Genomic DNA, 25,032 nt, shown 5'->3' on the forward strand with positions numbered 1-25,032 from the left:
AGCGAACGCAACCAACTTGTATAGACATTTGTCCCAGCATGCTTTCATGCTATAATACAAAAGAGATTATGCAAAAAGAACGGAGCTATACATATGAACGTTAACGATATGCTTCCAGGAAAAACATGGCGCTGGCTGGATCATTCCAGCTCCGGCCTTCATATGAATCCTCTCCAATCGTTTGCTCTCGATGACACGTTATGTACCAGTATCGGAGAGGATACGTCTTCGTCGGTCATGCGCGCATGGGTTCACCAGCCAACCATTGTGTTAGGCATCCAAGACAGTCGTCTGCCGTATCTTCATGATGGCATAAAAGACATAAAAAAAGCCGGTTATCACGTCATCGTGCGCAATTCCGGCGGTTTAGCAGTGGTTCTGGATGAAGGAATTTTTAATCTTTCTCTTCTTTTTAAAGAAAACAAAACCATTTCCATTAACAGCGGATATGACTTTATGTGGAACGTCGTTCAAACGATGTTTTCAGATAAACCAGGTATGATTGATGCATACGAGATTCAAGGATCCTATTGTCCGGGCACCTATGATTTAAGCATAAACGGCAAAAAGTTTGCTGGGATATCACAAAGGAGAATCCGCGGAGGAGTCGCCGTCCAAATTTATATGGCTGTGTCTGGCAGCGGAGCCAAACGTGCTGCACTGCTGCAGCGCTTTTATGAATCTGCTGTCAAAAATGAACCGACACGATTTGAATATCCACACATCAATCCTGACGTTATGCGCTCTCTCGAAGAGTTGTACAGGGAATCATTGACGATACAAGATATTCTTTTGCGTTTGTTAACAACGTTCCAACAACACGGTGCTCATATACAGCCTTCTACCCTTTCATCTAAAGAAATACACCGTTTTGACTACCATTACCAACGAGTTATCGAGCGCAACAATAAAGCTTTAAACATACAAAAAAGCCGCTGAGATTCCAGTACCAGTCGGTTGTACGTTATACATGCAGATAAGCAGATGGGATGCTTTTTTGGCTGCTCCCTCGCCGATGATGGGAAAAGGAGAAGCCAAAAAGCCGTCCAGCCTGACAAAAAAAACAACAGCAGTCTCCCAATAACGTGGATCGAACCTAAAAAAACACCGGCGGACTGCCTCCGGCCGGTGTTTTTCATGCTGTATCTATATTAAGAGTGAAGAAGATGTGCGTGCTTCTCATTTATCGCCTGTTTTGCAGTGATTAGAGCCAATTTATATACATCGTCCGTGCTGCAGCCGCGTGACAAATCATTTACCGGCTTATTTAAACCTTGTAAAATCGGCCCAATCGCATCATATCCACCGAGACGCTGCGCGATTTTATAACCAAGATTTCCAGATTCCAGGCTTGGAAAAATAAACACATTCGCTTCTCCATGAAGCGGTGAATCCGGTGCCTTTTTCTCTGCCACTGCCGGTACAAATGCTGCGTCAAATTGAAATTCGCCATCAATGATTAAGTCAGGACGCTTTTCTTGAGCAGTTGTGGTCGCTTCAGAAACTTTTTGCGTTTCCATCGATGAAGCAGAACCTTTCGTAGAAAAGCTTAACATAGCTACTTTCGGATCAATATCAAACGTTTTCGCCGTTTCTGCAGTTGATATTGCAATTTCGGCCAGCTCATCGGCATCTGGAGAAATATTAATGGCGCAATCAGCAAAAACAAACTTCTTTTCATCTTTTACCATAATAAATACGCCCGATGTTTTTTGAATACCTGGTTTTGTTTTAATTATTTGCAAAGCCGGCCGTACTGTGTCTCCTGTGGAATGTGCCGCGCCGCTTACCAAACCATCCGCATAGTTCAAATAAACAAGCATCGTTCCAAAGTAATTTGAATCCATTAACTTCTCTCTAGCGCTTTCTTCCGTTTCTTTTCCTTTTCTTCTCTCCACAAAAGCCGTTACTAACGTATCAAAGTGAGCGTATGATGCGGGGTCATAAATATCTATTCCATCTAATGAAACAGCAAGAGACACTGCTTTTCTCTCTACCTCTTCTTTATTTCCAACGACAATTGGCTTGACCATTTTGTCCTGAGACAGCTGTGAAGCTGCTTTAATAATCCGGTCGTCTTCCCCTTCAGGAAAAACAATCGAAGGACAATCTGCTTTTACCTGGCTTTTTACAGCCTCAAACAGATCACTCACCGTTATACCTCCTTCATATTCTATAAAGCAAGATGCTTTATAACATGTACACATACCATGCAGTTTTATTTTCCCCAGCGAGAGTAGTATTTATCTATCGTGACGTTTATTGCTGCCTTTTTTCACCCCTAAGGATACTCCACTTTTTTCAAAAAATAAACCAACAAGTCTGAAATAGTAAAAATAGAAATTTTCTAAATGGTGAACGCTTACAATATCAAGGTTTATAAATCGTTTTCACATTTGTTTCATTCCTATCCCATAAAAACAAAAGTTATATTTATATACTTTTTTGTTCCACGTGAAACACTCGAAATAAATACAAAAATATGAGATGGATGAGTTTCTCTGTACATGTTTATGCTATAAAACAGAAGATGTAAGGAGGTATACATCATGGAAAAGGACAAACAGCAGAACGATTATTCCCTTCTAGAACCAATAACTATACGAGACACTAATATTCCCACTCGAGTTTTTTTGGATGCCCCTCACGCAGATCAGCTCGATAACACAAGTGACAAACTTGTGGACCAATATATTCACGCCCATAAGAGAGGTATTGGTCTGACTATATTTGGCCGAGCGTTAGTATCTGCCGACGATAACGAAGAGACTGGATTTCCAGTTATCACAGATGAGAAGTATGCTGATCGTTTCAAACACATCGCAGAGGCTGTCCATGAAAACAACGGAAAAATTGCACTGCAGCTTTTTCAAGCAGGGCGTTCGCTGCTTTCTCCATCCAACCAGCCCGATTCATACAAGGTCATGCCGGAACAGGATATATACCAATTGATTGAGGCGTTTGCGCATGGAGCAAAACGCGCGAAAGAGGCTGGCTTTGATGCCATCGAAATTGTGGGATCAAACGGATATCTTATTAACCAATTTTTATCTTCGTTATCGAACAAGCGACAGGACAAATGGGGAAGAACATATGAAAACCGCATGCATTTTCCATTGGCTATTGCACGACATATTCGAGAATATATCGGGGAAGATATGCCGGTCTTTTTCCGTCTTCCCGGTATTACGTTAAAAACTGATGATACAACGGCAGAAGATATCGTTCACCTTGCGAAACAGCTGAAATTTTCAGGCATTGATTTGTTAAATATTGATATTGGCTGGCATCGTGAAAATCAGCAAGAAGACACTCCCGATGTTCAACAATACGTTGAGTTAGCAAAACAAATAAAGTCATACGTCTCCATTTATGTTGGTATTACAAAAAAATTAGCTGATTTACAAAAAGCCGAAAAACTTGTTGATCAAGGCGTTGTTGATATGGTATGTGCCGAAGATTCGCTTACTGAAAAGCTCAGCACAAAACGCTCATGACATTGTTGTCTTAAAGAAAAAGCATCCTGAAACAAGGGCGTTTGACAGCAGTGCTGGACGGCTCTACGTTATATGTGCCTTACCAATTGGGCTCAGGCTAAAAATAAAAATGCCAACTTTCATCTTTATTATCAATGAAAAAAAGGATTATCAGGTCAAACGGTGTATTGTACCAGTAACAAGCATATATTCTAATGGAAAGGTTCATACAGAAGGGAGCTTTCTTTATACGTGGAAAAAACAACCGTCTTATATGAAAAAGAAGAACAGATAGCTCGTATTAGCCTTAACCGCCCCCATAACGGAAATACGTTAAATGTTTCCATGCATGAAGCATTGTATAACGCCCTGCTGCAAGCACACGAGGACGAAAGTGTTTACGTCATTCTGCTGCAAGGCACCAATCACGTATTTTGTACAGGGATATACGCAAAAGAGAAACAAAACAATGAACTGCAAATGATGTGGGTGCGCTTAATTACTGCCATCGCTTCTATTGAAAAACCTATTGTTGCCTATATGAATGGAAAAACATCAGGAGAGGGGATAAGCCTGGCACTAGCCTGTGACTTTCGTGTGGCCGAGTATGACACGAAAATTACGCTCGACTTTTTAAAACACCAAGCCGTCCCATATGGAGGAATCTCATATTACCTCCCTCGTCTCGTTGGGCTCAGTAAAGCGATGGAATTGGCCCTTGGTGAAACGATATCGGCTGAAGAAGCTTACCGCATTAACCTTATTACAAAAATTGGAAATCCAGATCAGTTAATACGTCTTTTGACCTCTATTCCTATACAATCCTTCGGGTACACGAGCCAAAACATGAAAGAAGGTTTCGAGAACAGTCTAGAGGATGTACTGGAAATGGAAGTAAAATCAAATCAGTAACCGACCGTAAAGGCTGTTAGAACCTCCCTGCCCTGTTTGCACTTTCTTTCCGTTCAAAAAACAGGTATGGTATAGTGGAAAATAAAGCATGTTTTATATTAAAGGAGTGATACATAATGAGTGAAGCATCACAAACACTCGACGGCTGGTTTTGTCTGCACGATTTACGTAAAATCGACTGGTCTGCTTGGAAACAAGTTCCTAGCGAAAAACGACAAAGCATGATTCATGAGTTGGTACAAATGCTTGAGTCATGGCAAAATGTAGAAGATGCTGAGGAAGGCAGCCACGCATTCTATACAGTTATCGGTCAAAAAGCAGACGTTATTATGATGATCCTTCGCCCGGACATGCAAACGTTACAGGAAGTCGAAACAGCGTTTAACAAATTAAAAATAGCTGATTACATGACTCCAGCGTATTCTTACGTCTCTGTTGTAGAGCTTGGCAATTATATGCCTCCAAAAGACGGAAGCGATCCGTTAGACAACCCAGAAATTCGTAATCGTATTTATCCTATTTTGCCAAAATGGAACCATATCTGTTTTTATCCGATGGATAAAAAACGGGAAGGCAATGACAATTGGTATTCTCTTCCGATGCAGGAACGCCGTGAATTAATGCGTGCTCACGGCATGACGGGACGCAAGTATGCCGGAAAAATTAAACAAATCATTACAGGCTCCACTGGCCTTGACGATTGGGAATGGGGCGTTACGTTATTTGCACATGAAGCCCTTCAATTCAAAAAATTAATTTACGAAATGCGTTTTGACGAAGTCTCCGCACGCTATGGTGATTTTGGACAGTTTTTTGTCGGTAATATTTTACCGCCAGAAAAAATCGAAAACTTTTTGCACGTATAAATGTGCTGTAAAAAGCTGATTTTCTTTTGAAAGTCGGCTTTTTTTATGGGCATATGTCATTGTCAGCCATCATACATTGAACTAGTGTGAACCGCTCTCTATACAGCGGCAGCAAAAGAGCGTTATCTTATATGACCAGAGATAGACAAATAAGAAAGCAAACTTTATTTTAGCCATAATAATAAAGGAGGATTTTTTATGTATCATTATCACCCGTGGTATGGTTACCCTGTTCAAGGTTATGATGTCCCTTCTCCTTACGATGCAAGACAAAGTGGTGATGGGATGTACTGGTATGGAAACGGCATGAACGGGATGAACGGAATGAATGGAAACGGCATGAATGGGATGAATGGAAATGGCATGAATGGCAATGGAAATGGCATGAATGGAATGACTTGGACGAACGGTGTAGACGGCGATGATATGCTTCCACTCGAACAGTCTTACATCGAAAACATTTTACGTTTAAACCGGGGAAAACCAGCGACTGTCTATATGACATTTGAGAACAATCCTGACTGGCAGTCAAGGATCTTTTACGGCATTATCGATGAAGCAGGTCGTGACCATATTATTTTAAGAGATGAACGAAACAATAAATGGTATTTATTGTTAATGGTTTATTTAGACTACGTTGTCTTCGACGAAGAAATCGAATATCAGTATCCATTTGGCTGACCATTCTGACATGTAAAAAAGCCAGCCTCTCCTACTCTATCCTCCGTAGATGTTTACTTTCTTTTACGTTCGGTTATAGACAACTACAACGCTTTATAAAGCAGCTTGCCTCCCTTTGGATGGCGCTGCTTTTTCTTATTCGTCTCCATCACGCGTTTTACATCACGTTTAAAATTTTTTGCTTCCCCCTTGAAAGTCAAAGAAGGTCAAGTTATAATACACTTATAAAGTCAAAGATAGTCAAAGTCAAATTCCAAGCAAAAGATTTGAAACAATAACCGATTAGACGTTAAGATGCTTTTCCAAGTCAATAAAAGAAACCATTTAATTTATAGAAAACCGAATACGCGTATAAAGCAAAGGAGGTAAATGTAATATGCAACGATGTGAACATTGTAAACAACGCCAAGCACGAATTGAGTTAAATATGAATGTAAACGGATATCATCAAAAAATGCACTTGTGTGATGTTTGTTACCGGGAAGTTCGTCAAGACATGAAACAACCATCTGGTCTTGGCGGCTTTGGCGGACAGTCCCCGTTTGACCAAATGTTCCAAGACATGATGCATTCCCAAATGGGGGGTAAAGAAGAACAAGCCGGACAAGTACAGCAAGGAAATGGCAATGGCGGTTTGCTTGATGATCTTGGTAAAAACTTGTCCGATGCTGCTCGTGCAGGCATGATTGACCCGGTTATCGGAAGAGATAAAGAAGTAGAACGTGTTATTGAAACATTGAACCGCCGAAATAAAAACAATCCTGTTCTCATCGGGGAACCTGGTGTTGGTAAAACAGCGATCGCAGAAGGATTAGCACTTAAAATTTCAGAAGGAAACGTCCCAAACAAATTGAAGAATAAAGATATTTACTTGCTCGATGTTTCTTCTCTTGTGGCTAACACAGGAGTACGCGGTCAATTTGAAGAACGAATGAAACAGTTGTTAAAAGAACTGCAAGAACGCAGCAATGTGATTGTATTTATTGATGAAGTCCATCAAATTGTTGGAGCTGGTTCTGCGGAAGGCTCTTCTGATGCCGGAAATATTATGAAACCAGCACTCGCACGTGGTGAAATTCAAGTAATCGGTGCTACTACCTTAGCTGAGTACCGTAAAATTGAAAAAGACGCTGCCTTAGAACGCCGTTTCCAGCCAGTAATGGTGGATGAACCAAACCTGGAAGATGCAGCATCTATTCTAAAAGGACTACAAGAAAACTACGAAAAATACCATCAAGTGTCCTTTACAGATGAAGCAATAAAGGCATGTGTAAACTTGTCTAGCCGCTATATCCAAGACCGCTTTCTCCCAGACAAAGCAATTGATTTAATGGACGAAGCCGGTTCGAAAATCAATTTGATTCACAGCGAAGGTGACGAACAAGAAATCCAAAGTCGTCTAGAACAAATTGCAGCTGAGAAAGAAAAAGCAACTCAGCAAGAAGATTACGAACGTGCGGCCAAATTGCGTGATGAGGAAGCGAAACTGCAAAAACAACTCGAAGAAGCTGGACAAAGTGAACAACAATCAACGAACAAAGCAACCGTTGATGTTGATACCATTGAAAAAATTGTAGAGAACAAAACAGGTATTCCTGTGCGTCGTTTGCAACGAGACGAACAACAAAAAATGAAAGACTTGCCAGAACGGTTAAATGCTAGTGTTATCGGGCAAGAAAAAGCTGTACAGAAAGTTGCGCGTTCCATCCGCCGAAACCGTGCAGGTCTTCGTAAAGGTACGCGTCCAATCGGATCATTCCTCTTTGTAGGACCAACAGGTGTCGGTAAAACCGAGCTCTCCAAATCACTGGCAGAAGAAATGTTTGGAGACAGTGAAGCGATGATCCGCCTTGACATGAGTGAATATATGGAAAAACACTCCGTGTCTAAGCTGATTGGCTCCCCGCCTGGCTACGTTGGGCATGATGAGGCCGGACAGTTGACAGAGCAAGTGCGCCGCAAACCATACAGTATTATCTTGCTTGATGAAATTGAAAAAGCTCACCCTGACGTACAGCATATGTTCTTGCAAATCATGGAAGACGGACGTCTGACAGACAGTCAAGGCCGTACCGTCAGCTTTAAAGATACCGTCATTATTATGACTTCCAATGCCGGCTCCGGCATGAAAAAAGTGACCGTCGGCTTTGGTAATAAGGAAGAAGTAGAACCTGCTATTACTGAAACGCTGTCTGATTACTTTAAGCCAGAATTTCTAAACCGTTTTGACAGCATCGTTCCATTTAACGAGCTCACTAAAGAAGATCTTATCAGCATCGTCGACCTTATGCTTCAAGACATTATGGAAGCAGCAAATGAGCAAAACATGCACGTTGCTGTTACAGATGAAGCAAAAGAGCTGCTGGCTGAACTAGGATATGATCCAGCATTTGGTGCAAGACCGCTGCGCCGTGTCATCGAAGAAAAAGTCGAAGACGGCATTGCTGATCTTATGTTAGAAGAAGACAACCTGGAAAACATTCAGGTCGTTGCAAAAGATAATGATATTGTTGTCATCAAAGCGTAATGTTAACCTTTTCGATGCCCTTATACAGAGGGCATCTTTTTTTAGGTTTTATAAACATTGTCAGAGAAGATCTGTCGCTTTCCTTTCTAGCTATAACATTTCTTCCGGTTCGCTTGCTGCGGACCTATCATTCATCACTGACTTAAGATTTTCAGCCGCCGCTTGTTCCTTCCCTCATCTGAGCTCATCAACCGAAAAACATACTATATATAAACACCAACATTTCATTTTGAATCTCTTTTTATATGGCTCCACACAAACATGACAATGTTCCTCCACTATGAACTGGTACCGATTTTTCTTTTCTTAAACCGTCAAAAAACATCCATTGCCCTTTATGCAAACGCATGCTATGCTTTCTTTTGTATAAGAACATTGAAGTGTAAATAGAAAATGAGGTGATGACAACCGTGTTATCTTCATCATTAGGAAAACTACGGTTGGCGGGCGTGATAGAAGGAATATCATTTTTACTGCTTTTATTTATCGCTATGCCTTTAAAATATGGGGCTGGGTTAGATATGGCAGTAACCGTTGCCGGTTCCTTGCATGGAGCATTGTTTATTTTATATATTTTGTTTGTCCTAGTCGTGTGGATTCAGCGGCGTTGGTCGTTTCTTAGAGCTTTCATCGCTATGGCTGTTTCCGTTATACCATTTGGTCCATTTGTTTTTGATAAAAGTTTACGTCGTGAACAAGAAACAGGTGTTGTTCCTGATTCCTTTGCAAGCTGATGCAAGCTACAAGACTGGTCTTGCTGACCGGTCTTTTTCACACATATACCGCCTATATTAAGCATAATATGTAATAAAACATTAAAAGGACAACCATTATACATGTTTCACAAAAGGAGTTACATATGTTTGAATGGAAAAACATTTTACGAGGAATGGCGATGGGAGCAAGTGATCTTATCCCAGGTGTGAGCGGCGGTACCATTGCTTTAGTGCTTGGTATTTATCACCGTTTAATCGCAGCTATTAATCACTTTTTCAGCAGAAAGTGGAAAGAACAGCTTGGTTTTTTTATACCGCTTGGCATCGGTATTGGTATTGCTCTTATCAGTTTAAGTAACTTGCTCGAGTGGCTGCTGCAAACATATCCTGGTCCTACTTATTCCTTTTTTATGGGGCTTATTCTCGGTACCATACCCATTTTATTGAAGGAAGCTGATTATAAATATTCGTTTCGACCTTATCATTATGTCATTGTGGCAGCGGCTGCTGTATTTATTATATTAACAGGTATTTACAGCGGAGCGGAATCAGCCGGCCAAATCGTGCATACACTCACTGCATCAGACTATGTGTATTTGTTTTTCGCTGGATGGCTGGCAAGTTCGGCGATGATTCTTCCCGGTGTTAGCGGCTCCTTTGTTCTTCTTATTCTCGGTGCATATGAGACCATTATTCATGCTCTGACATCTCTTGATATTCCTATTATTATAACGGTCGGGTTCGGTGTTTTAGCAGGGATTACAATTATGAGTAAGTTTTTGCATTACTTGTTGTCCGTTTACCGTACCGGTACGTACGCTGTCATGAGCGGTTTCTTGATAGGGTCGCTGTTTGTCATTTTTCCTGGCTTAAGCGGGAGCGCTATTCTTCTTCTTATTAGTATAGGTGCATTTCTAGCTGGGTGGGCATTGACGCTGTTCTTGCAAAAACTAGAAACCCGTTAGATCTCTCATTTTTCAGGAGCAGATGGTTTTCCCAATATGTCATCAATACCGATGATTCACTCATGCTGACATGTTACCCTTTCCTATAAGCATAAACAAAGAAAAGCGCAAGCGCCTTGAAAGAAAGAGGGACGTTCGGCTGCGGGGAGGGAACTTCGATTCTGTTAAAAAAGCGGCTCTTTCACAGAGCCGCTTTTTGTTTACATTTTCAAAACCGCGATGACAAGCATGATCCAGCCGGCAATAAACGCTGTTCCGCCAATCGGAGTAATTGCTCCAAGCCAGCCTATCCCAGTAAATGCCATCGTATACAAACTTCCTGAAAACACAACAATTCCAAAGAACAACAACCAGCCCGACCAGGACAATGAAGTCGTCGCGCCTGCATACGCTGCTACTAATCCCACTGCTAACAGGCCAAGAGCATGCATGATGTGATATTGTACGGCTGTTTGATATACTTCCATCAGCCGTTCCGATAATCTGCCTTCTAATCCGTGAGCACCAAATGCACCAAAACCAACAGCTGCTGCGGCATTTAGTGCACCTAAAATGATAAAGACCTTCCACATATGTGTCACCGTTTCCTTTCCAAACTAAAACTCTAACAAGTTACCGCTGGCCGACGGTACGTCACCGTCTGATTGTACCGCTGAAGAGCGCCTGACGGCTGTTTTTTTAGATGTCTCCATATCCTTTGCAGATGCTGCTTGCACCTTTTGAACAGGAACGTGAGCTGTCTGGGTATTTTGTTGACCATTCTCCTGTCCCTTGGCTGCTAATATGATATCACAATAAGCTTTTAACACACGCGCGTGTGCTTGGGCTGCTGTGTTGTTTTGTTGTTCGACTTGTTCAGCAAGCTGAACTAATTCCTCTTCCATTTTTTCTACAACCGTTTGAGCGGCAATATTCATGTATGTTCACCTGCTTTGCACGTATTCCTTACAAAGTATAACACAGCGCACGATGTCTATGAACAGCAATCAACCTGGGTATTTTATAAACACCCAGGCAGCAGCATGCTGATTAATTGGTCATTCTCCTGTATCCATATGCCTCAATTTTAGGGAAATTTTCTTCATCTATCACCCAATAGTTTCCTTCATCGTCCTCTACCACCATTTCATGGTCCACTGCTTCTGACTTTGCTTCGTGCATCGTTTCAAACTTTTTTGCTGGAACTTGCATGTCATCAACAATGATGAAAGCCATGTTCATCACCTCCATTTGTTAAAAAAATTCCCGTCCATATGGAGGTCTAAACGATCAGCTTGGCATTTGTCATAAAATTGTAACGATACAGGCGTTATTTTTCTTTCCTATTGTTCATGTTATGTCCCCGTTTTGTTTATTCTTCTCTTGACACTAGATTGTTTTTTGGCTGATGAAAGGTTTCACGTAAATTGTTCGCGGCTTGCACATACTGTTTGGACACCGGCAATATTTACCCCTTGATCCATAAGAATTGTACTTTCTTTACAATGCTTTAAATCCTGTCAAGAAAGCATTCGTTGACTGCCTCGATTGCTTTTTGGAGAAATGAACTGCTGTTTTCAGCATATCGAATGTGACGCGCACTTAACGACGTTCATTCTTGTATGCTGCACTAAGGGAAAGCAGCCCGTATAACGGCGAATATGTTCCTTCCTCTCCGGTTTCCTCCTTTACCGCTGCTGTTTGTTTAAATGCACATAAACATCTTGCAGCGTTTCATATCCTTTTTTCTGTACGTCTTTCATGGAACGATTCCATAATTCTGCCGCTAGTAAAGCATCTTCAAGTGCATGATGGCGGTTTTGGACAGGAATATCATAATATTGGCAGCAACCTTCCAGCTCTACTGAGGAAACGTGAGGAGCAGCAATGTTAAATAAAAATGAGGTATCCAAAAGCCGGTGTTGAAACTGGCTACCCATTGCTTGAAACGTAGCGTGCTGAAGAAATCGTTGTTCGTGACGGGCGTGGTGAGCGACAAGAATATCTGTTTGAATAAATGCATAAAATTTCTGCAATGCTTCCGGCAACAGCGGCGCACTCTCCAGTTCTTCTTTTGTCAGTCCCGTCAATGCTGCTACTTCAGGAGATAATGATGCCGGTTCACACACTGGTGTATAAAACGTTTGTTCCTCTTTTACTTCCCCTTTTTGAATTTTAACCGCTCCCATGGATAGGATTTTATCCCCTCCGTCTGGATAAAACCCGGATGTCTCCAAGTCAAGTACTGCTATATTTAATGTATCTAATGGCTTAGATAACGGTTCGTCTGCTTTTAAGTCTTTTTGCAGCTGCCGCAAAAACGAAAGATGCTGCGGATTATTTTGATCCATCGAGGAAATAAACGGTGCTCCTAGCTTTCCAGAAACTTGTCTGACCCAGTGATACATGTGATTCATGACCATCATTTTTCACCTGATTCTATGACTTTTTTGGTTTGTTGAAACAGCTGTTTCCCTTGTTGTAAAGCTGTTTTTATCCGTTTTTTCCTGTCTTTTGATAGTGTCCGAACGGGTATATAATGAACATCTTCATAGGTGCGGTGGTGCTCCCAAAAGGAAGCTCGTAAGTTCAACAATGTATAAAAAGGTTGGATTTTTGCATGCACAAAGGGGTACTGAGCGGCAGTTTGCTTCATCCGTTCTAACGTAGAAGTTTCATGTATGCCTTCTTTCATAGCAAGTAATCTCATTGCGTGAATATATGGAAACAAACCAACATCTTTTATGTGCAAAAAACCTGTGTATGGACCTTTTTCTTCTGTTAATAGTTTTCCAAAAGCATTGGTTGCTTGCTGCAAACGAGATGTATTTTCAGCCAAACGTCCTAGCAAACACGGATTGCCTGCGATTTGTTGAAAAACATAACTCTTTACACGATTGAGAAGCATCCTTTCTCCGAGCAGTGCTCTAGCATCAATAAACGTTAATAAATGACGCAGTGTGGCCCATTCGTCTTTTTGTATCCAATCATCTATTTGCTCTTTCCACTCACCTGCGCTATGGCACCAACGCGGGTGAGAGGCCATCACCTTTCCTTCGCAGCGAGGATATCCAACAGCTGCCATTCCTTCTCGAATTTCTTCTCCTAATCTCAGAAAATACTCTTTATACATCATGTTGCTGCCCATAAAAATCAGGCCATGATCTTGATCACTCCAGATTGCTTGTTCACGTCGTCCTGCACTTCCCATCACAACAAAAGTAAAGGGAGCAGGAACCCTTCCCTGCTCCCTTTCTACTTTCTCTACGGCTAGAGATATCGTTTCTGTCATCCAACGGTCATGCGCATCATTCAAACGCTTTATATTATCTGCTGCTTGTTTGTATTCTCTTTCTCGATTCCAACGAATTTCGTCATACGTTTGATAAGAGGGCAAAGAACGAACATTTCTCATAACATCACGCACCTGTGTTAACTTTTTTCACGGAAGCAGAAATGCTTTCCGGATATCCATAGCTTCCATGTTCACTTATATCAAGACCCATAATTTCTTCTTCTTCGGATACACGAAGTCCTCCAATCAATGACCTCGTCACGAGCAGCAACACATATGATGCAATGAATGCAAACAGTCCGCATGCGGCAACGCTAATAAACTGAACACCAAGCTGTGTAAGACCTCCGCCATAGAACAGCCCTGCCTGTCCCCCGTTCATCGCTGCTAGTTCCGGAGTCGCAAAAAACCCTGTAGATAACGTTCCCCATATACCAGCTGCACCGTGTACTGACAAGGCAAAAATCGGGTCATCAATGCCTTTTTTCTCGAAAAACTTCATGCTGTAAAACACGGCCAATCCGCCGACAGCGCCAATAATAACAGCTGCCCATGGTTCAACAAATGCAGCGGATGCGGTGATTGCTACAAGCCCGGCTAGTGCCCCATTTAACATCGTTGGAACATCAGCTTTTCCAAGAGCTGCCCATGCAATCAATAATGCAGCAACAGCTCCAGCTGCCGCAGCTAGCTGCGTATTTAAAATGGCAAACCCGAAAAATGCATCATCTACGCCAAATGTACTTGCACCGTTAAAGCCAAACCAACCTACCCATAACAGCAAGACACCAAGTGCAGTATATACCTGGTTGTGACCCGCTAACTCATTAGGAGATCCATCTTTATTAAATTTACCTATACGTGGTTTTAAGAGCAGTGTTGCAGCGAATGCTGCCATCGCCCCTGTTAAGTGAACAACCGTTGAACCTGCAAAATCCTGTTTACCTAAAGCAGCAATCCAGCCAGACCCCCACACCCAGTGAGCAACAACAGGATACACAAAAGCAGAAAATAAAACCGCAAAGACAACATAAGCAGCAAGCTTTGCACGTTCAGCAAATCCCCCAAATGCAATCGTTAATGCAATCGCTGCAAATGCCAATTGAAAGATGAAATCGACCGAACCGGCTAATCCATCAAATATCGTTGTAAAATCACCGAAGAAAAAGTCTGAAACACCAATTACTCCGCCTGCGCTCGTCCCATAAACAAAACCATATCCTACCGCCCAAAACACAAGAGAGGCAATTCCTAATGTAAATATCGTTTTACCAGCAATATGGCCGGCGTTTTTCATCCTGGTCGAACCTGCCTCCAATAGAATAAATCCACCTTGCATTAAGATGACAAGAATAAATCCCATAATGACCCAAAGATTATTCATTAAAAATATCGGATCCATATTTGTTCCTCCCTCTTTTTGTCTTATATCATGATGTTAACTTAGTTAACATCTATAGTTAGTATTTATTTTACATGTTTTTATTTACACGACTACTTTGTTGTAAGAAAACCTGACATATAACTTTTGTAAATCGTTCTGCTGCATTGTATAGTGATGTGATGAATGAGCACTTGTTGTACAAACCGTATCTCTTTGATTTTTGTCTGCTTGCTGACTCGTGTTTCTCCTAAAAACACCTTTTTACCAGCGGCTGTCACCTTGACTGGATAAAACTCGGGTTGTCTTCTAGTCCTTCATGAAGGAAGCTGCCGTTTTTACCCTTTCATTCTTTACCAAAGATAAACGTTCCTAAAGTGCAAAAAAAGCAAGCAATGCTCTTAACCGAGCATTGCTTGCTTTTTCATACTTATTTCGCTGGCAGCTTGTATACACGGGCTTCAAACGGCCGAAGCAGTATAGACTGTTCCTTTTGATGAGGCAAAACATCATAATTACTCAATATTAATTGATGACTGGATAATTCATAACGTGAAACAACCCATTTCACCGATTCATGATGTAAATTCGTTATAACAACAGCTGTATGCTGATTGCTTTTCCTGCCATATGCAAAAACAGAAGGGTGTTGTTCATTGATAAGGAAAAACGTCCCGTACGTGAAAACTTGATAATCATCTTTTTTCATTTTTATTAATTGTTTGTAATACGATAAAATCGAGCTGCCGTCTTTTTGTTGTTTTTCTACATTGATGGTTTTGTAGTTAGCGTTTACTTGCAGCCACGGTTTCCCGCTAGTAAAACCAGCATGGGTGTCGCTAGACCATTGCATTGGTGTACGGCTGTTGTCGCGTGATGTGTGCGCAAGTAATTCCAACACATCCTGTTTATTTTCTCCTTGCCGTATTTTATCACGGTACATATTCTTTGCCGCCACATCGTCGTAATCTTCAATGGAAGCAAAGTTTGCATTGGTCATGCCGATTTCCTGCCCTTGGTAAATGAATGGAGTGCCTTGCATTAGAAAATACATCGTTGCAATAGCGGTGGCACTCTGCGTCCAATATTTTTCGTCATCTCCCCATGTTGATACAATTCTTGCTTGGTCGTGGTTTTCAACAAACAAAGCATTCCAGCCATTCTCCTCAAGGCCCTTTTGCCAACGTTCCATAATTGTTTTTAAGCGGCCGACATCAAGATTGTCAGGTTTTTTTGCATCCCATAACCCCAGATGTTCAAATTGAAAAATCATATCCATTTTTCCGTTCTTTCCGACCCAGTAATCTGCTTCTTCTGCACTGACACCGTTTGCTTCTCCTACTGTTACCACGTCGTAATTTCCATAGGTATTTGCTTTTAACTCCTCTAAAAACGCGTGAATACCTGGCTGGTTCATGTGCATATCAAAGGAGGACACATAGCGCTTTCGGTTTGGATTTGGCATATCCGGCAGGCCCGGCCGTTTTTTTATGTGACTAATTGCATCAATCCGAAACCCGTCGACTCCTTTTTCTAACCACCAATTAACAATATCATACAAGGCAAAGCGCACATCCTCGTTCTCCCAATTCAAATCCGGCTGCTTTGTTGAAAAGACATGGAGATAATATTGGTTCGTTTTTTCATCATACTCCCATGCTGAACCGCCAAAAATGCTTTCCCAATTATTCGGCTCAGCCCCATTTTTTCCATCTTTCCAAATATACCAATCCCGCTTTTCATGCTGTTTAGAAGAACGCGACTGTATAAACCAAGGATGTTCATCACTTGTATGATTCAACACAAGATCAATAATAAGTTTCATCCCTCGCTTATGCACTTCGTAAAGCAGCTCATCAAAATCTTGCATCGTTCCAAACTCATCCAAGATAGCTTTATAATCCGAAATATCATAGCCATTATCGGCTTTTGGCGACTGATACAGCGGACCTACCCAAACAATATCAACCCCCACATCTGATAAGTAATCCAACCTCTCTATTATTCCTCTTATATCACCAATCCCGTCACCATTGGTATCTTGAAAGCTTTGTGGATAGATTTGATATCCCACAGCCTCTTTCCACCATACACGTTCCATCTGCCACTCCCCCCTGTTTACCGCTGTCACTATTTACCTTTTCTATAGCATACACGTCTTTTAATGATCCAACTACAAAACAAAGTGATAATTAAAAATATTTTTACATAAGTTCCTGGCTTTGATTATTTATTTTTTGTGATTAATCATCATAAGAGAGCAGGATTACTGCCTCTCCTGCTCCGCTGCTCGATTTAGTATGTTAATTAATACAGGTAAAAATAAAAACAATGCGACAACCCGTATCATCTGCAAGCCGGCTACAAGTGTCGGCTCTAAGTGCAGAGCCATTGCGGTGGAACTCATCTCCGCCGCACCTGCTGGCACCGTGCTTAAAAGACTTGTCATATATGGTAATTCCGTCATCCACGTAAACAATCCAGCTAGCACTAAACTAAACAAAAAATATAAACCAAGCAAGATAACACTCAGCTTTCCGATATCCTTCAGTTTCAGAAATGTCGGCTTGTCAAACCGAATACCAACCATAATGCCAATCAGTGCCTGTCCAATTCCTCCTACATAAGAAGGCAGTGCTGCTTCACCATAGAGCACCCACTCACTTAATACAAATCCACTCATAATCCCATAAAACAGTGTACCCGCAGGTATTTTCCACCGTTGATACAGGCCAATGGTTACGAGCACACCAATGATAACGGCCGTCAAAACAGACACATCTATTGGTTCAACAATAAGTCCTGCATCGTTATTCTCTGCGCTGTCCTGATAAAAACGCCCAGCGACAAATGGAATTGTCAGCACAAAAAACGTAATTCGTGCCGTGTGAAAGGCTGCCACTACTCGATTATCTGCTCCGTAATCGCTGCTTAATGCAATAACTTCAGAAGCCCCTCCAGGCACGCAGCAAAAATAAGCTGTTAGTGGATCTAAGTATGTGAAACGATTCATCAGCCAGCCCAGTCCTGCCCCCGCGGCTAACGTTAAAAATAAAGAAAAAACAAGCGGGAAAAAATACTGGCCGATTAATTGAAATAACCCGATTTGCATCATAAATCCAATGTTCACTCCGACAAACGCAAGCACTGTTCGAAAAGGCCATCCCTCAAAGGCATAACGTTTAATAAATAATCCATACGTCATTCCTGTCAATAACCCGCCTAACAGCCAGCCGGCCGGCACACCAGCATATGAAAACATTCCTCCTATGCATAACGCCGCCAGTAAACAAATGATTTTTTCAAAAATCACATAGATTCCCTTCTTTCTTGCAAACGAACCACTTTGTTATAACTCCCTTCTGATGAAAGCAGAAGCTTTTGTTTTCCCCCTTTCCGCATGAAATATTTATAAACAACGTAGAAGACTGCTGTACTGACACAGCACAGCAGTCTTTATTGCAAACATTACTGATCATATGGAAATGTATCAGGATGAGGTCCAAAGCGTTGGTTTTCATTCATATCATTTAATGCTTTTACGTCCTCCGTATCAAGGGAAAAATCAAACACCTCGGCATTGGATCTGATGCGCTTTGGTGTTACTGATTTTGGAATGGTTACCACATTATTTTCTAAAGACCAGCGAATTAATACTTGAGCCGGTGTTTTTTGATGCTTTTCTGCAATTTGTTTCACCGGTTCTCTTTCTAATAATTCACCGTGTCCAAGTGGACGCCACGCTTCCAGCTGAATGTCATGCTGCTCACAAAACGCAAGCAGATCTTTTTGGAACAGCTGCGGATGAAATTCCACTTGGTTAATCATCGGTTTTACCTTTGCGTCCTTCATTAATTCATTTAAATGCTTTTCATGAAAGTTACTTACACCAATAGCTCTTACTTTTCCATCTTCATATAATTTTTCCATCGCAGCCCATGTTTCTTTATACTTGCCAGGTACAGGCCAGTGAATTAAATATAAATCGATAACATCAATTCCAAGTTTTTTGCACGAACGTTCATAAGCTTCCAGCGTTTCTTCATATCCTTGTTCATCATTCCACACTTTTGTCGTAATAAAAATATCTTCTCTAGCCACATGACTTTCTTTGACTGCTTCTCCGACACTTTCTTCATTATAGTAAAACGAAGCTGTATCAATACTGCGGTAGCCGCTTTCTAGAGCTGTCTTCACCGCTTGTTTCACTTCGTCTCCTGCCTCAGCTTTATATACACCTAATCCAACCCACGGCATGTCTACTCCGTTTGCTAATGTCGTTACAGAATCACTAATACTCATGAATGACTGCCTCCTCTAATATACTTACATAGTGCTGTTCATTACAGGGGGAATAGACCAATTCACTTCCGGCCTTCCTGCTTGCTGTAAAAATTGATTTGCCCGTGAAAACGGCCGGCTCCCAAAAAAACCCTTATGAGCTGAAAAAGGACTTGGATGGGGAGATTTTATCACTAGATGTTTGTCTGATGTAATTAAACTTTCTTTTTCTTGTGCGTTTCTTCCCCACAATATGAATACCACAGAATCTGTTTTCTCATTCACTTGATGAATCACTTCATGGGTAAAATGTTCCCAGCCCATTCCCCGGTGAGAATTAGGTTGTCCGCTTCGGACAGTGAGAACGGCATTTAGCAGTAAAACTCCTTCTTGTGCCCAGCTTGTTAAACAACCATGCTTTGGTATGTCTGCACCTAAGTCATCGTGTAATTCTTTGTATATGTTTTTTAAGGAAGGAGGGATGGTAACCTCAGGTTTTACCGAAAAACTCAACCCATGTGCTTGATTTGGTCCGTGGTACGGATCTTGTCCAAGGATAACAACCTTTGTATTCTCATAACTGGTGTGATGCAGCGCATTAAAAATATCAAACATATCGGGGTAAATCGTTTTTTCACGGTATTCTCGTTTTAGAAACTCTCTCAGCTTTAAATAATATTCTTTTTCAAATTCTTTATCTAACCGTTCTGCCCAGTCATTTTTTAATATTCCGATACTACCTTCCTCCCTTCATACTGTCCATTTGGTTCGTCACGCCGGCATAGGCTGTGGTACAATAACAAGTTGAAAAAGAGGTGAGTTGTAAATGGAAAATGGTACAAATCAATTACAAACAGCGTCTGTCAATGGTAAAGCTATTACTTCTCTTGTTCTAGGCATTGTATCACTGGTTATGGTTTTTCTTTTTGTTGTTATCAGCCCTATCTTATCAATTGTTGGGCTAGTATTTGGCATTATTGCGCTAAAAGAAATCAAACGCACGGAACAGAATGGCCGCGGACTTGCCATAGCAGGAAACATCTGCAGTGTGGTCGGCTTGATACTTTCTGTCATCATCATTGTTTTTCTCGTGATTGGCATCGTGTCATTTATGCAAATGGAAACGCCGCCAATGTAGTATCAAACAGGCACTGGATGCACAAAGCTCCGTGCCTCTTTTGGTTCTATAACATTTGTTTTGTTGGGGCTGTCACCATCATCCCCCTGGTTGACCGGCTTTTCAGACTCACTTGCTGCGGGCGGCGCTTTAAGCTCATCGGGCAGCACCAATGGATGATTAGCTGCTGTTTCCCCGCAGGCGTCTTACCTCCTCCCCATCAACCAGGTAATAACAAAAAAGTTACACTATACATTCGTCCAGCAGTTGTATGAGAACCTTTTTTTATGTGAATTGAAAAGATATGACATATTAGCATGAGCAATTTATTGACATCGTCAACATGTTGAAACAATTCGTATACGTGCCACGAGATCATTGCCTGCTGCATCAAACACTTGGTATCAGTCAAGTTTTTCTTTATTGCTTTTCATTAGCGTAAACCATGTGCACTTTTTCATAATCACGTTTTATGTAACATCACATCTTGTCATCGCTGAATGTATTTAGTTAGGGCAGAAAACAGTTCTGCATTAGCTCCTGCAACATACAATCCTTTGTCTTCTTCCTTCACCATTGTTTTCCCTCCTGCTTCGTTTAGAAGCAGCAGACCAGCTTCCACATCCCATACTTTTAATTTTAACTCCCAGTAACCATCAAGTCTTCCACAAGCTACTTGAGCTAAGTCCAGTGCAGCACTTCCTAGCCGGCGAAGACCTCCTATTTGAGGCACTAATTGATTGACGTGTGAAAGGTTATTATCTGTATCATTACCTTTATCATATGGAAATCCTGTTCCTAAAACCGCTTTTTCTAAACGAGATGTTTCGGACACATGAATGGAGCGCCCATTTAAAAAAGCACCTTTCCCTTTTACCGCCTCATATGTTTCACTTAACTTCGGCGCATGAATAATACCAGCTACTGTTTCACCTTGGCAGCGGATACCGATTGATATGCAAAAGAAGGGCAGCCCTTTCGCATAATTCACTGTTCCATCAATGGGATCTATGACCCATTCATATTCAGAAGATCCTTCATAGAAACCACTTTCTTCTGTTCGCATAACGTGACCGGGAAAATGCGTTTGAATCTTGTCCATTAAAAATTGTTCTGTCCAAACATCCATCTCTGTGACTAAATCAATCGCAGACGATTTGCTGTCCATTTTCATTGGACTTTCCAATCTTTCTAATTGCTTCTCGCCTGCCTCATGCGCCCATTCTTTTGCTGCACGAAGCATATGCATCCATTCTTCCATTTCGCCACACCCTTTCTCGTCATTTCTATCATATCGAATCTTAGTACTCTGCTCAAAATATTGTATAAAGATATTTTATTTTGTCTAATTATGATAAATTGTTAATAATACACGCAAGCTATGCTCATAACAGAAGGAGTTTACATATGTTGACATTTTTGTTAGAGACTCTTGAACAACTTGGACTTGTTGGTTTGTTTTTAGGAACCGCCATTGAGGCCATTTCCATTCCTTTTCCTGCTGCTATTGTTTTTTTAGTGTATGGTTACATCATGGATCCTTCTGGTATCGACTGGGTGATGCTTAGTATCGGATCCGCTGCTGTTTATACCGCAGTCAGCTATATTCCTTACGGTTTATCACTTCGCTTTGATTATTTACTGCAGCGTCGCGTCAACCAAGCGAAATCCAAACGCATGCATACATTCATGCAAAAATACCGTGAATGGACCATTGCAGCAGGCAGGGTGCTTGGGATGGGCTATATTGTTTATTTAGCTGCCTTTTACAAAATCACACCGTTTCGATACGGCTTTTTTACGTTCATTGGTGTCTTGCCGGTGGCTTTTCTTATGTTTTACTTAGGAAGCCTTGGCAACATAGAAGTTGTATACAACTGGTTTCAACGTGCTCAATCACTGATTATTGGTGTTATTGTCATCGGTGCAGGGATATACATTTTTTACCGATGGAGAACGAAAAAGAGATACCAGAGCCAGCAGCATTCTTAAAAGTTGTTCATAAAAAAAGCGCAAGCTCCTTAAAAGAAAGAAATTCAGCTAAGGGCAAAGAACTTTTATAAGGAACTTCTTTAAGTACTTCTACTAAGAACACACAGGTCCTGTGGCGGGTGTTGAAGTCACCACATCCTGTGGAAGCACGTCCTGTTGACAACGCCGAACGGACTCCCATCCTCCGAGCCAGCGGGCAAGTTCTGGGGGCTCGTCTATGGAAAGGTGAATTTTCCTTTCCAATTTTTCTTTCCATGGACGGAGATTGAAGGAACCTCGAGCGAGCAGGTGCTTGCGCTGGACCATGAAAACGCCAAACTTTTATACTTTCTTACCTTGTAAGAAAAGGTACAAACACCCTAAAGAAGAGCCCAAGTAAATCGGTACCTAATGTGAATACTCTTCCTCTTTTTTAATCACACGTCATATTTTTTATTTATGATACGGCGTTCCTCGGTTAATTTGAAAAGACCGGTAGATTTGTTCTAACAACATGACCCGCATCAGCTGATGAGGAAATGTCAGCGGGGAAAAGGACCATAAAAAATCAGCACGGTTTGCTACTTTCTCATCTAACCCCAACGATCCGCCAATAACAAACGCCATTTTACTTTTTCCGTGCAAGGCTAAATCTGCTACCTTCCCTGCCATTTTTTCCGATGTTATCATTGTGCCTTTTGGTTCTAAAGCAATGACATACATATTACTTGCTAATTTGCTTAAAATACGCTCTCCCTCTTTTTGTTTAACAAGCTGTTTTTCCTTTTCACTCGCTCCATCCGGTGTTTTTTCGTCCGCCACTTCGATCACTTGTGTTTTTGCTAACGGCTGCAATCTCTTTTGATATTCCTCCACTGCTTGTTTCAAATACTTCTCTTTTAGCTTCCCAACTGCAATAATGGTAATATTCACAATCCACACCCTCTATATGTACTTATCCACAATTTTTATCCACATATTCACAACCTTCACCATCAACCTTCGACAATTTTATACACAGCCTGGTTATCACAAAATGAACAAGTTGTGGACAAGTCCGCCTCTATTTTTTCTATAACAGGCGGTTCTCCATTTTTTTCAACCGCATCATCTAATGCGCGGTCACTGTGGTCTTCACAAGCATATATCATATAAGTTCCTCCTAACCTATAGCTTTTCATCATTCCTTTTATCCACATTTTAGCAATAATGATCCATTTTATCCAATAATGCTCTATGTATTAACATGTGTACAAAGAAAAACGCAAGCACCTTGAAAGAGGGATATTCGGCTAAGGTCAAAGGATTTCCTCTGCTGTGTTCGTCACGCAGCAGTCATCCCTTCCTGCAGAAAGTATATACTGTAGCAATTGAAACGAGCATGTTACGTTTATACCTGAACGTAAGCTGCTCTTGTACTGGATATAAAACATCTTACTGCACCTTTTCTGTTCATCACGCAAAAAACCACCAAGAGAGCGGTAATAGCTCCCTTGGTGGTTCGACATTCAACACGTATCCGTTAAAAATCTCTTTGAGCAGATAATGTCAGCTCTGTCGTTTGCTGTTCTCCATCTCTGTAAAAGGACACTTCCACCGTGTCACCAATTTCTACATCTCTATAGAGATAGGTGCGTAAATCATGCCCGTTACTAATATCTTGTCCGTCAACTGCTGTAATTACGTCATATTGCTGCAAACCTGCTTCTTGCGCCGGAGTGCCTTGAGCTACATTTGTAACAAACACTCCGCTGTCGACATCAGGTGGTAAATGTAACGTTTCCTGCCAATGATAACTTGGTATTTCGGACAAAGAACGAATACCAATTCCCATTTGCGGCCGTTCTACTTCTCCTTTTGTCTCAAGATCTTCTACTACTGGAACAGCCACTTCCGATGGAATAGCAAAACCAATTCCTTCTACAGATGACTGCGCAATCTTCATGGAGTTAATACCAATTAACTGGCCTTTTATGTTAACAAGAGCTCCTCCGCTGTTCCCTGGATTAATAGCGGCGTCTGTCTGCAACACTTCTGCGTTCCAATCAGGCCGGCCATCTCCTGTTAAATCCACTGGAATGCTGCGTTCAGTTGCACTAATAATCCCTTGTGTAACAGTGCCGGACAAATTAGCTCCAAGCGGATTCCCAATCGCAATAACAGGTTCGCCAACGTTAACATTTTCTGAATTTCCAAATTCAGCAACAGTGTCTACACCTTCTGCACTAATTCGCAATACCGCCAAGTCCGTTAAAACATCAGAACCAACAAGCTCCGCTTCTACTCGTCGTTCATCGGAAAGACTTACTTCTACTTGACTGGCACCCTCAATAACATGGTGATTGGTGACAACAAAAGCCGAGTCGCCTTCTACTTTATAAATAACACCCGAACCAGTACCTTGGTTTTGTGTTCCTTGCTCGTCTTGCCAAAACTCTGAACGCTGCAAGTTAAAAACACCGACGACTGCATCAGAAACATTATTTACCGCGTCTGTAATATCAGAATTAACATTTACACTTACATTCTGTTCGCCGGCAAACAGCTCATCGTTCTGCACAGTTTCTTCTTCTGCATTGTTTTCTTCTTGTCCACCAGCAGAACTGCTAAACCATCCATTTCCTGACAAAAACGGCATGGCCACCATGACAAGTACTGCACCAATAACAGCTCCAACAAAACCTGCTAATCCCGTGTTTCTACGACGCTTTCTTGATCGATTGTTTTCATTTTCCATATGATCATTATAATAGCCCATAACCTTCGACACCTTCCTGTTTATAAAAGTTCTCGCTCTTTGTACAAACTTCTTTCGCCAGATGGCGGCGTTATGTCATGGTTTTTCAGCACTGTATCTTTCCTTAA

25 protein-coding genes are annotated in these 25,032 nt (G+C 41.4%); 10 read left to right on the forward strand and 15 right to left on the reverse strand.

The features are described 5' to 3' along the window. The first annotated feature begins 93 nt into the window (after positions 1-93). Positions 94-939, forward strand: coding sequence for a lipoate--protein ligase family protein (locus BLT18_RS11545; RefSeq protein ID WP_091274108.1), 846 nt, complete (start codon positions 94-96; stop codon positions 937-939). A gap of 212 nt (positions 940-1,151) precedes the next feature. Here the strand turns inward: BLT18_RS11545 and pta are convergent, their stop codons facing one another. Further along, positions 1,152-2,153 (reverse strand): phosphate acetyltransferase, encoded by a 1,002-nt coding sequence (pta, locus tag BLT18_RS11550; protein WP_091274111.1) that lies wholly within the window; start codon positions 2,151-2,153, stop codon positions 1,152-1,154. A 396-nt stretch (positions 2,154-2,549) separates the two neighbouring features. On the opposite strand from pta, the gene BLT18_RS11555 reads away from it, so the two are divergent. The 7 genes from BLT18_RS11555 to BLT18_RS11585 all read left to right on the forward strand — a co-directional run bounded on the left by BLT18_RS11555 (position 2,550) and on the right by BLT18_RS11585 (position 10,143). Next, positions 2,550-3,497, forward strand: a complete 948-nt coding sequence (locus BLT18_RS11555; RefSeq protein WP_091274114.1) for an oxidoreductase — start codon at positions 2,550-2,552, stop codon at positions 3,495-3,497. A 231-nt stretch (positions 3,498-3,728) separates the two neighbouring features. Beyond that, positions 3,729-4,388, forward strand: coding sequence for an enoyl-CoA hydratase/isomerase family protein (locus BLT18_RS11560; protein ID WP_091274117.1), 660 nt, complete (start codon positions 3,729-3,731; stop codon positions 4,386-4,388). A gap of 116 nt (positions 4,389-4,504) precedes the next feature. Beyond that, on the forward strand, positions 4,505-5,254 hold the full coding sequence (gene hemQ / locus BLT18_RS11565; protein WP_091274120.1) for a hydrogen peroxide-dependent heme synthase: 750 nt from the start codon (positions 4,505-4,507) through the stop codon (positions 5,252-5,254). Positions 5,255-5,452: 198 nt separating this feature from the next. After that, positions 5,453-5,935: a spore coat protein GerQ gene (gerQ, locus tag BLT18_RS11570; protein ID WP_091274122.1), complete on the forward strand. Its 483-nt coding sequence runs from the start codon at positions 5,453-5,455 to the stop codon at positions 5,933-5,935. A gap of 376 nt (positions 5,936-6,311) precedes the next feature. Then, positions 6,312-8,462: an ATP-dependent Clp protease ATP-binding subunit gene (locus tag BLT18_RS11575; RefSeq protein WP_091274125.1), complete on the forward strand. Its 2,151-nt coding sequence runs from the start codon at positions 6,312-6,314 to the stop codon at positions 8,460-8,462. A gap of 410 nt (positions 8,463-8,872) precedes the next feature. Beyond that, entirely contained in the window at positions 8,873-9,196 is a 324-nt protein-coding gene (locus BLT18_RS11580) for a DUF3817 domain-containing protein (protein WP_217635743.1), read from the forward strand. Positions 9,197-9,321: 125 nt separating this feature from the next. Continuing rightward, positions 9,322-10,143, forward strand: coding sequence for a DUF368 domain-containing protein (locus tag BLT18_RS11585; protein WP_091274128.1), 822 nt, complete (start codon positions 9,322-9,324; stop codon positions 10,141-10,143). A 200-nt stretch (positions 10,144-10,343) separates the two neighbouring features. On the opposite strand, the gene BLT18_RS11590 is transcribed toward BLT18_RS11585, so the two are convergent. The 10 genes from BLT18_RS11590 to BLT18_RS11635 form a co-directional block, all read right to left on the reverse strand. Further along, positions 10,344-10,715, reverse strand: a complete 372-nt coding sequence (locus tag BLT18_RS11590) for a DUF423 domain-containing protein (protein WP_091274130.1) — start codon at positions 10,713-10,715, stop codon at positions 10,344-10,346. Positions 10,716-10,739: 24 nt separating this feature from the next. Further along, positions 10,740-11,060, reverse strand: a complete 321-nt coding sequence (locus BLT18_RS11595) for a DUF5327 family protein (protein ID WP_091274132.1) — start codon at positions 11,058-11,060, stop codon at positions 10,740-10,742. Positions 11,061-11,172: 112 nt separating this feature from the next. Next, positions 11,173-11,358: a hypothetical protein gene (locus tag BLT18_RS11600; RefSeq protein WP_091274135.1), complete on the reverse strand. Its 186-nt coding sequence runs from the start codon at positions 11,356-11,358 to the stop codon at positions 11,173-11,175. A 452-nt stretch (positions 11,359-11,810) separates the two neighbouring features. Further along, a complete protein-coding gene (locus tag BLT18_RS11605; RefSeq protein WP_091274138.1) occupies positions 11,811-12,545 on the reverse strand; it encodes an exonuclease domain-containing protein in 735 nt (244 codons plus the stop codon). Beyond that, positions 12,545-13,537 carry a DUF294 nucleotidyltransferase-like domain-containing protein gene (locus tag BLT18_RS11610; RefSeq protein ID WP_091274139.1) on the reverse strand — a complete coding sequence of 331 codons (993 nt, stop codon included), beginning with the start codon at positions 13,535-13,537 and terminating at the stop codon, positions 12,545-12,547. The genes BLT18_RS11605 and BLT18_RS11610 overlap by 1 nt, the downstream gene beginning before the upstream one ends. Positions 13,538-13,541: 4 nt before the next feature. Further along, complete coding sequence (locus BLT18_RS11615) at positions 13,542-14,819, reverse strand: ammonium transporter (RefSeq protein WP_091274142.1); 1,278 nt, start codon at positions 14,817-14,819, stop codon at positions 13,542-13,544. 409 nt (positions 14,820-15,228) lie between these two features. Next, complete coding sequence (locus tag BLT18_RS11620) at positions 15,229-16,899, reverse strand: glycoside hydrolase family 13 protein (RefSeq protein WP_091274144.1); 1,671 nt, start codon at positions 16,897-16,899, stop codon at positions 15,229-15,231. A gap of 165 nt (positions 16,900-17,064) precedes the next feature. Continuing rightward, positions 17,065-18,111: an AbrB family transcriptional regulator gene (locus tag BLT18_RS11625; RefSeq protein ID WP_091274146.1), complete on the reverse strand. Its 1,047-nt coding sequence runs from the start codon at positions 18,109-18,111 to the stop codon at positions 17,065-17,067. A gap of 155 nt (positions 18,112-18,266) precedes the next feature. Beyond that, on the reverse strand, positions 18,267-19,100 hold the full coding sequence (locus tag BLT18_RS11630; RefSeq protein WP_091274149.1) for an aldo/keto reductase: 834 nt from the start codon (positions 19,098-19,100) through the stop codon (positions 18,267-18,269). Positions 19,101-19,124: 24 nt separating this feature from the next. Then, positions 19,125-19,814, reverse strand: coding sequence for a uracil-DNA glycosylase (locus tag BLT18_RS11635; protein ID WP_091274151.1), 690 nt, complete (start codon positions 19,812-19,814; stop codon positions 19,125-19,127). Positions 19,815-19,905: 91 nt separating this feature from the next. On the opposite strand from BLT18_RS11635, the gene BLT18_RS11640 reads away from it, so the two are divergent. Further along, positions 19,906-20,217, forward strand: a complete 312-nt coding sequence (locus tag BLT18_RS11640) for a DUF4190 domain-containing protein (RefSeq protein WP_091274153.1) — start codon at positions 19,906-19,908, stop codon at positions 20,215-20,217. A 469-nt stretch (positions 20,218-20,686) separates the two neighbouring features. Here BLT18_RS11640 and BLT18_RS11645 read toward each other — a convergent pair whose 3' ends face one another. Beyond that, on the reverse strand, positions 20,687-21,457 hold the full coding sequence (locus BLT18_RS11645; protein WP_091274155.1) for an inositol monophosphatase family protein: 771 nt from the start codon (positions 21,455-21,457) through the stop codon (positions 20,687-20,689). A 146-nt stretch (positions 21,458-21,603) separates the two neighbouring features. On the opposite strand from BLT18_RS11645, the gene BLT18_RS11650 reads away from it, so the two are divergent. Further along, entirely contained in the window at positions 21,604-22,188 is a 585-nt protein-coding gene (locus BLT18_RS11650; RefSeq protein WP_091274157.1) for a DedA family protein, read from the forward strand. A 432-nt stretch (positions 22,189-22,620) separates the two neighbouring features. Here the strand turns inward: BLT18_RS11650 and rlmH are convergent, their stop codons facing one another. The 3 genes from rlmH to BLT18_RS11670 form a co-directional block, all read right to left on the reverse strand. After that, the gene (gene rlmH, locus BLT18_RS11660; protein ID WP_091274161.1) at positions 22,621-23,100 is read right to left on the reverse strand and encodes a 23S rRNA (pseudouridine(1915)-N(3))-methyltransferase RlmH; all 480 of its coding nucleotides are present in this window, start codon (positions 23,098-23,100) and stop codon (positions 22,621-22,623) included. A gap of 62 nt (positions 23,101-23,162) precedes the next feature. Then, positions 23,163-23,318: a CxxH/CxxC protein gene (locus BLT18_RS11665; protein WP_091274163.1), complete on the reverse strand. Its 156-nt coding sequence runs from the start codon at positions 23,316-23,318 to the stop codon at positions 23,163-23,165. Positions 23,319-23,689: 371 nt separating this feature from the next. After that, on the reverse strand, positions 23,690-24,925 hold the full coding sequence (locus BLT18_RS11670; protein ID WP_091274164.1) for a S1C family serine protease: 1,236 nt from the start codon (positions 24,923-24,925) through the stop codon (positions 23,690-23,692). Between the last annotated feature and the right edge of the window lie 107 nt (positions 24,926-25,032).

The sequence above is a fragment of the Alteribacillus persepolensis genome (genome assembly GCF_900099605.1).
Taxonomy (GTDB): domain Bacteria; phylum Bacillota; class Bacilli; order Bacillales; family Marinococcaceae; genus Alteribacillus; species Alteribacillus persepolensis.

Bases quoted from the DNA above. Each gene is read 5' to 3' on its own strand.
- BLT18_RS11545 (WP_091274108.1), top strand. From the start codon at position 94: ATGAACGTTAACGATATGCTTCCAGGAAAAACATGGCGCTGGCTGGAT.
- BLT18_RS11555 (WP_091274114.1), top strand. From the start codon at position 2,550: ATGGAAAAGGACAAACAGCAGAACGATTATTCCCTTCTAGAACCAATA.
- hemQ (WP_091274120.1), top strand. From the start codon at position 4,505: ATGAGTGAAGCATCACAAACACTCGACGGCTGGTTTTGTCTGCACGAT.
- gerQ (WP_091274122.1), top strand. From the start codon at position 5,453: ATGTATCATTATCACCCGTGGTATGGTTACCCTGTTCAAGGTTATGAT.
- BLT18_RS11575 (WP_091274125.1), top strand. From the start codon at position 6,312: ATGCAACGATGTGAACATTGTAAACAACGCCAAGCACGAATTGAGTTA.
- BLT18_RS11585 (WP_091274128.1), top strand. From the start codon at position 9,322: ATGTTTGAATGGAAAAACATTTTACGAGGAATGGCGATGGGAGCAAGT.
- BLT18_RS11590 (WP_091274130.1), bottom strand. From the start codon at position 10,715: ATGTGGAAGGTCTTTATCATTTTAGGTGCACTAAATGCCGCAGCAGCT.
- BLT18_RS11595 (WP_091274132.1), bottom strand. From the start codon at position 11,060: ATGAATATTGCCGCTCAAACGGTTGTAGAAAAAATGGAAGAGGAATTA.
- BLT18_RS11600 (WP_091274135.1), bottom strand. From the start codon at position 11,358: ATGGCTTTCATCATTGTTGATGACATGCAAGTTCCAGCAAAAAAGTTT.
- BLT18_RS11605 (WP_091274138.1), bottom strand. From the start codon at position 12,545: ATGGTCATGAATCACATGTATCACTGGGTCAGACAAGTTTCTGGAAAG.
- BLT18_RS11610 (WP_091274139.1), bottom strand. From the start codon at position 13,537: ATGAGAAATGTTCGTTCTTTGCCCTCTTATCAAACGTATGACGAAATT.
- BLT18_RS11615 (WP_091274142.1), bottom strand. From the start codon at position 14,819: ATGGATCCGATATTTTTAATGAATAATCTTTGGGTCATTATGGGATTT.
- BLT18_RS11620 (WP_091274144.1), bottom strand. From the start codon at position 16,899: ATGGAACGTGTATGGTGGAAAGAGGCTGTGGGATATCAAATCTATCCA.
- BLT18_RS11630 (WP_091274149.1), bottom strand. From the start codon at position 19,100: ATGAGTATTAGTGATTCTGTAACGACATTAGCAAACGGAGTAGACATG.
- BLT18_RS11640 (WP_091274153.1), top strand. From the start codon at position 19,906: ATGGAAAATGGTACAAATCAATTACAAACAGCGTCTGTCAATGGTAAA.
- BLT18_RS11645 (WP_091274155.1), bottom strand. From the start codon at position 21,457: ATGGAAGAATGGATGCATATGCTTCGTGCAGCAAAAGAATGGGCGCAT.
- BLT18_RS11650 (WP_091274157.1), top strand. From the start codon at position 21,604: ATGTTGACATTTTTGTTAGAGACTCTTGAACAACTTGGACTTGTTGGT.
- BLT18_RS11665 (WP_091274163.1), bottom strand. From the start codon at position 23,318: ATGATATATGCTTGTGAAGACCACAGTGACCGCGCATTAGATGATGCG.
- BLT18_RS11670 (WP_091274164.1), bottom strand. From the start codon at position 24,925: ATGGGCTATTATAATGATCATATGGAAAATGAAAACAATCGATCAAGA.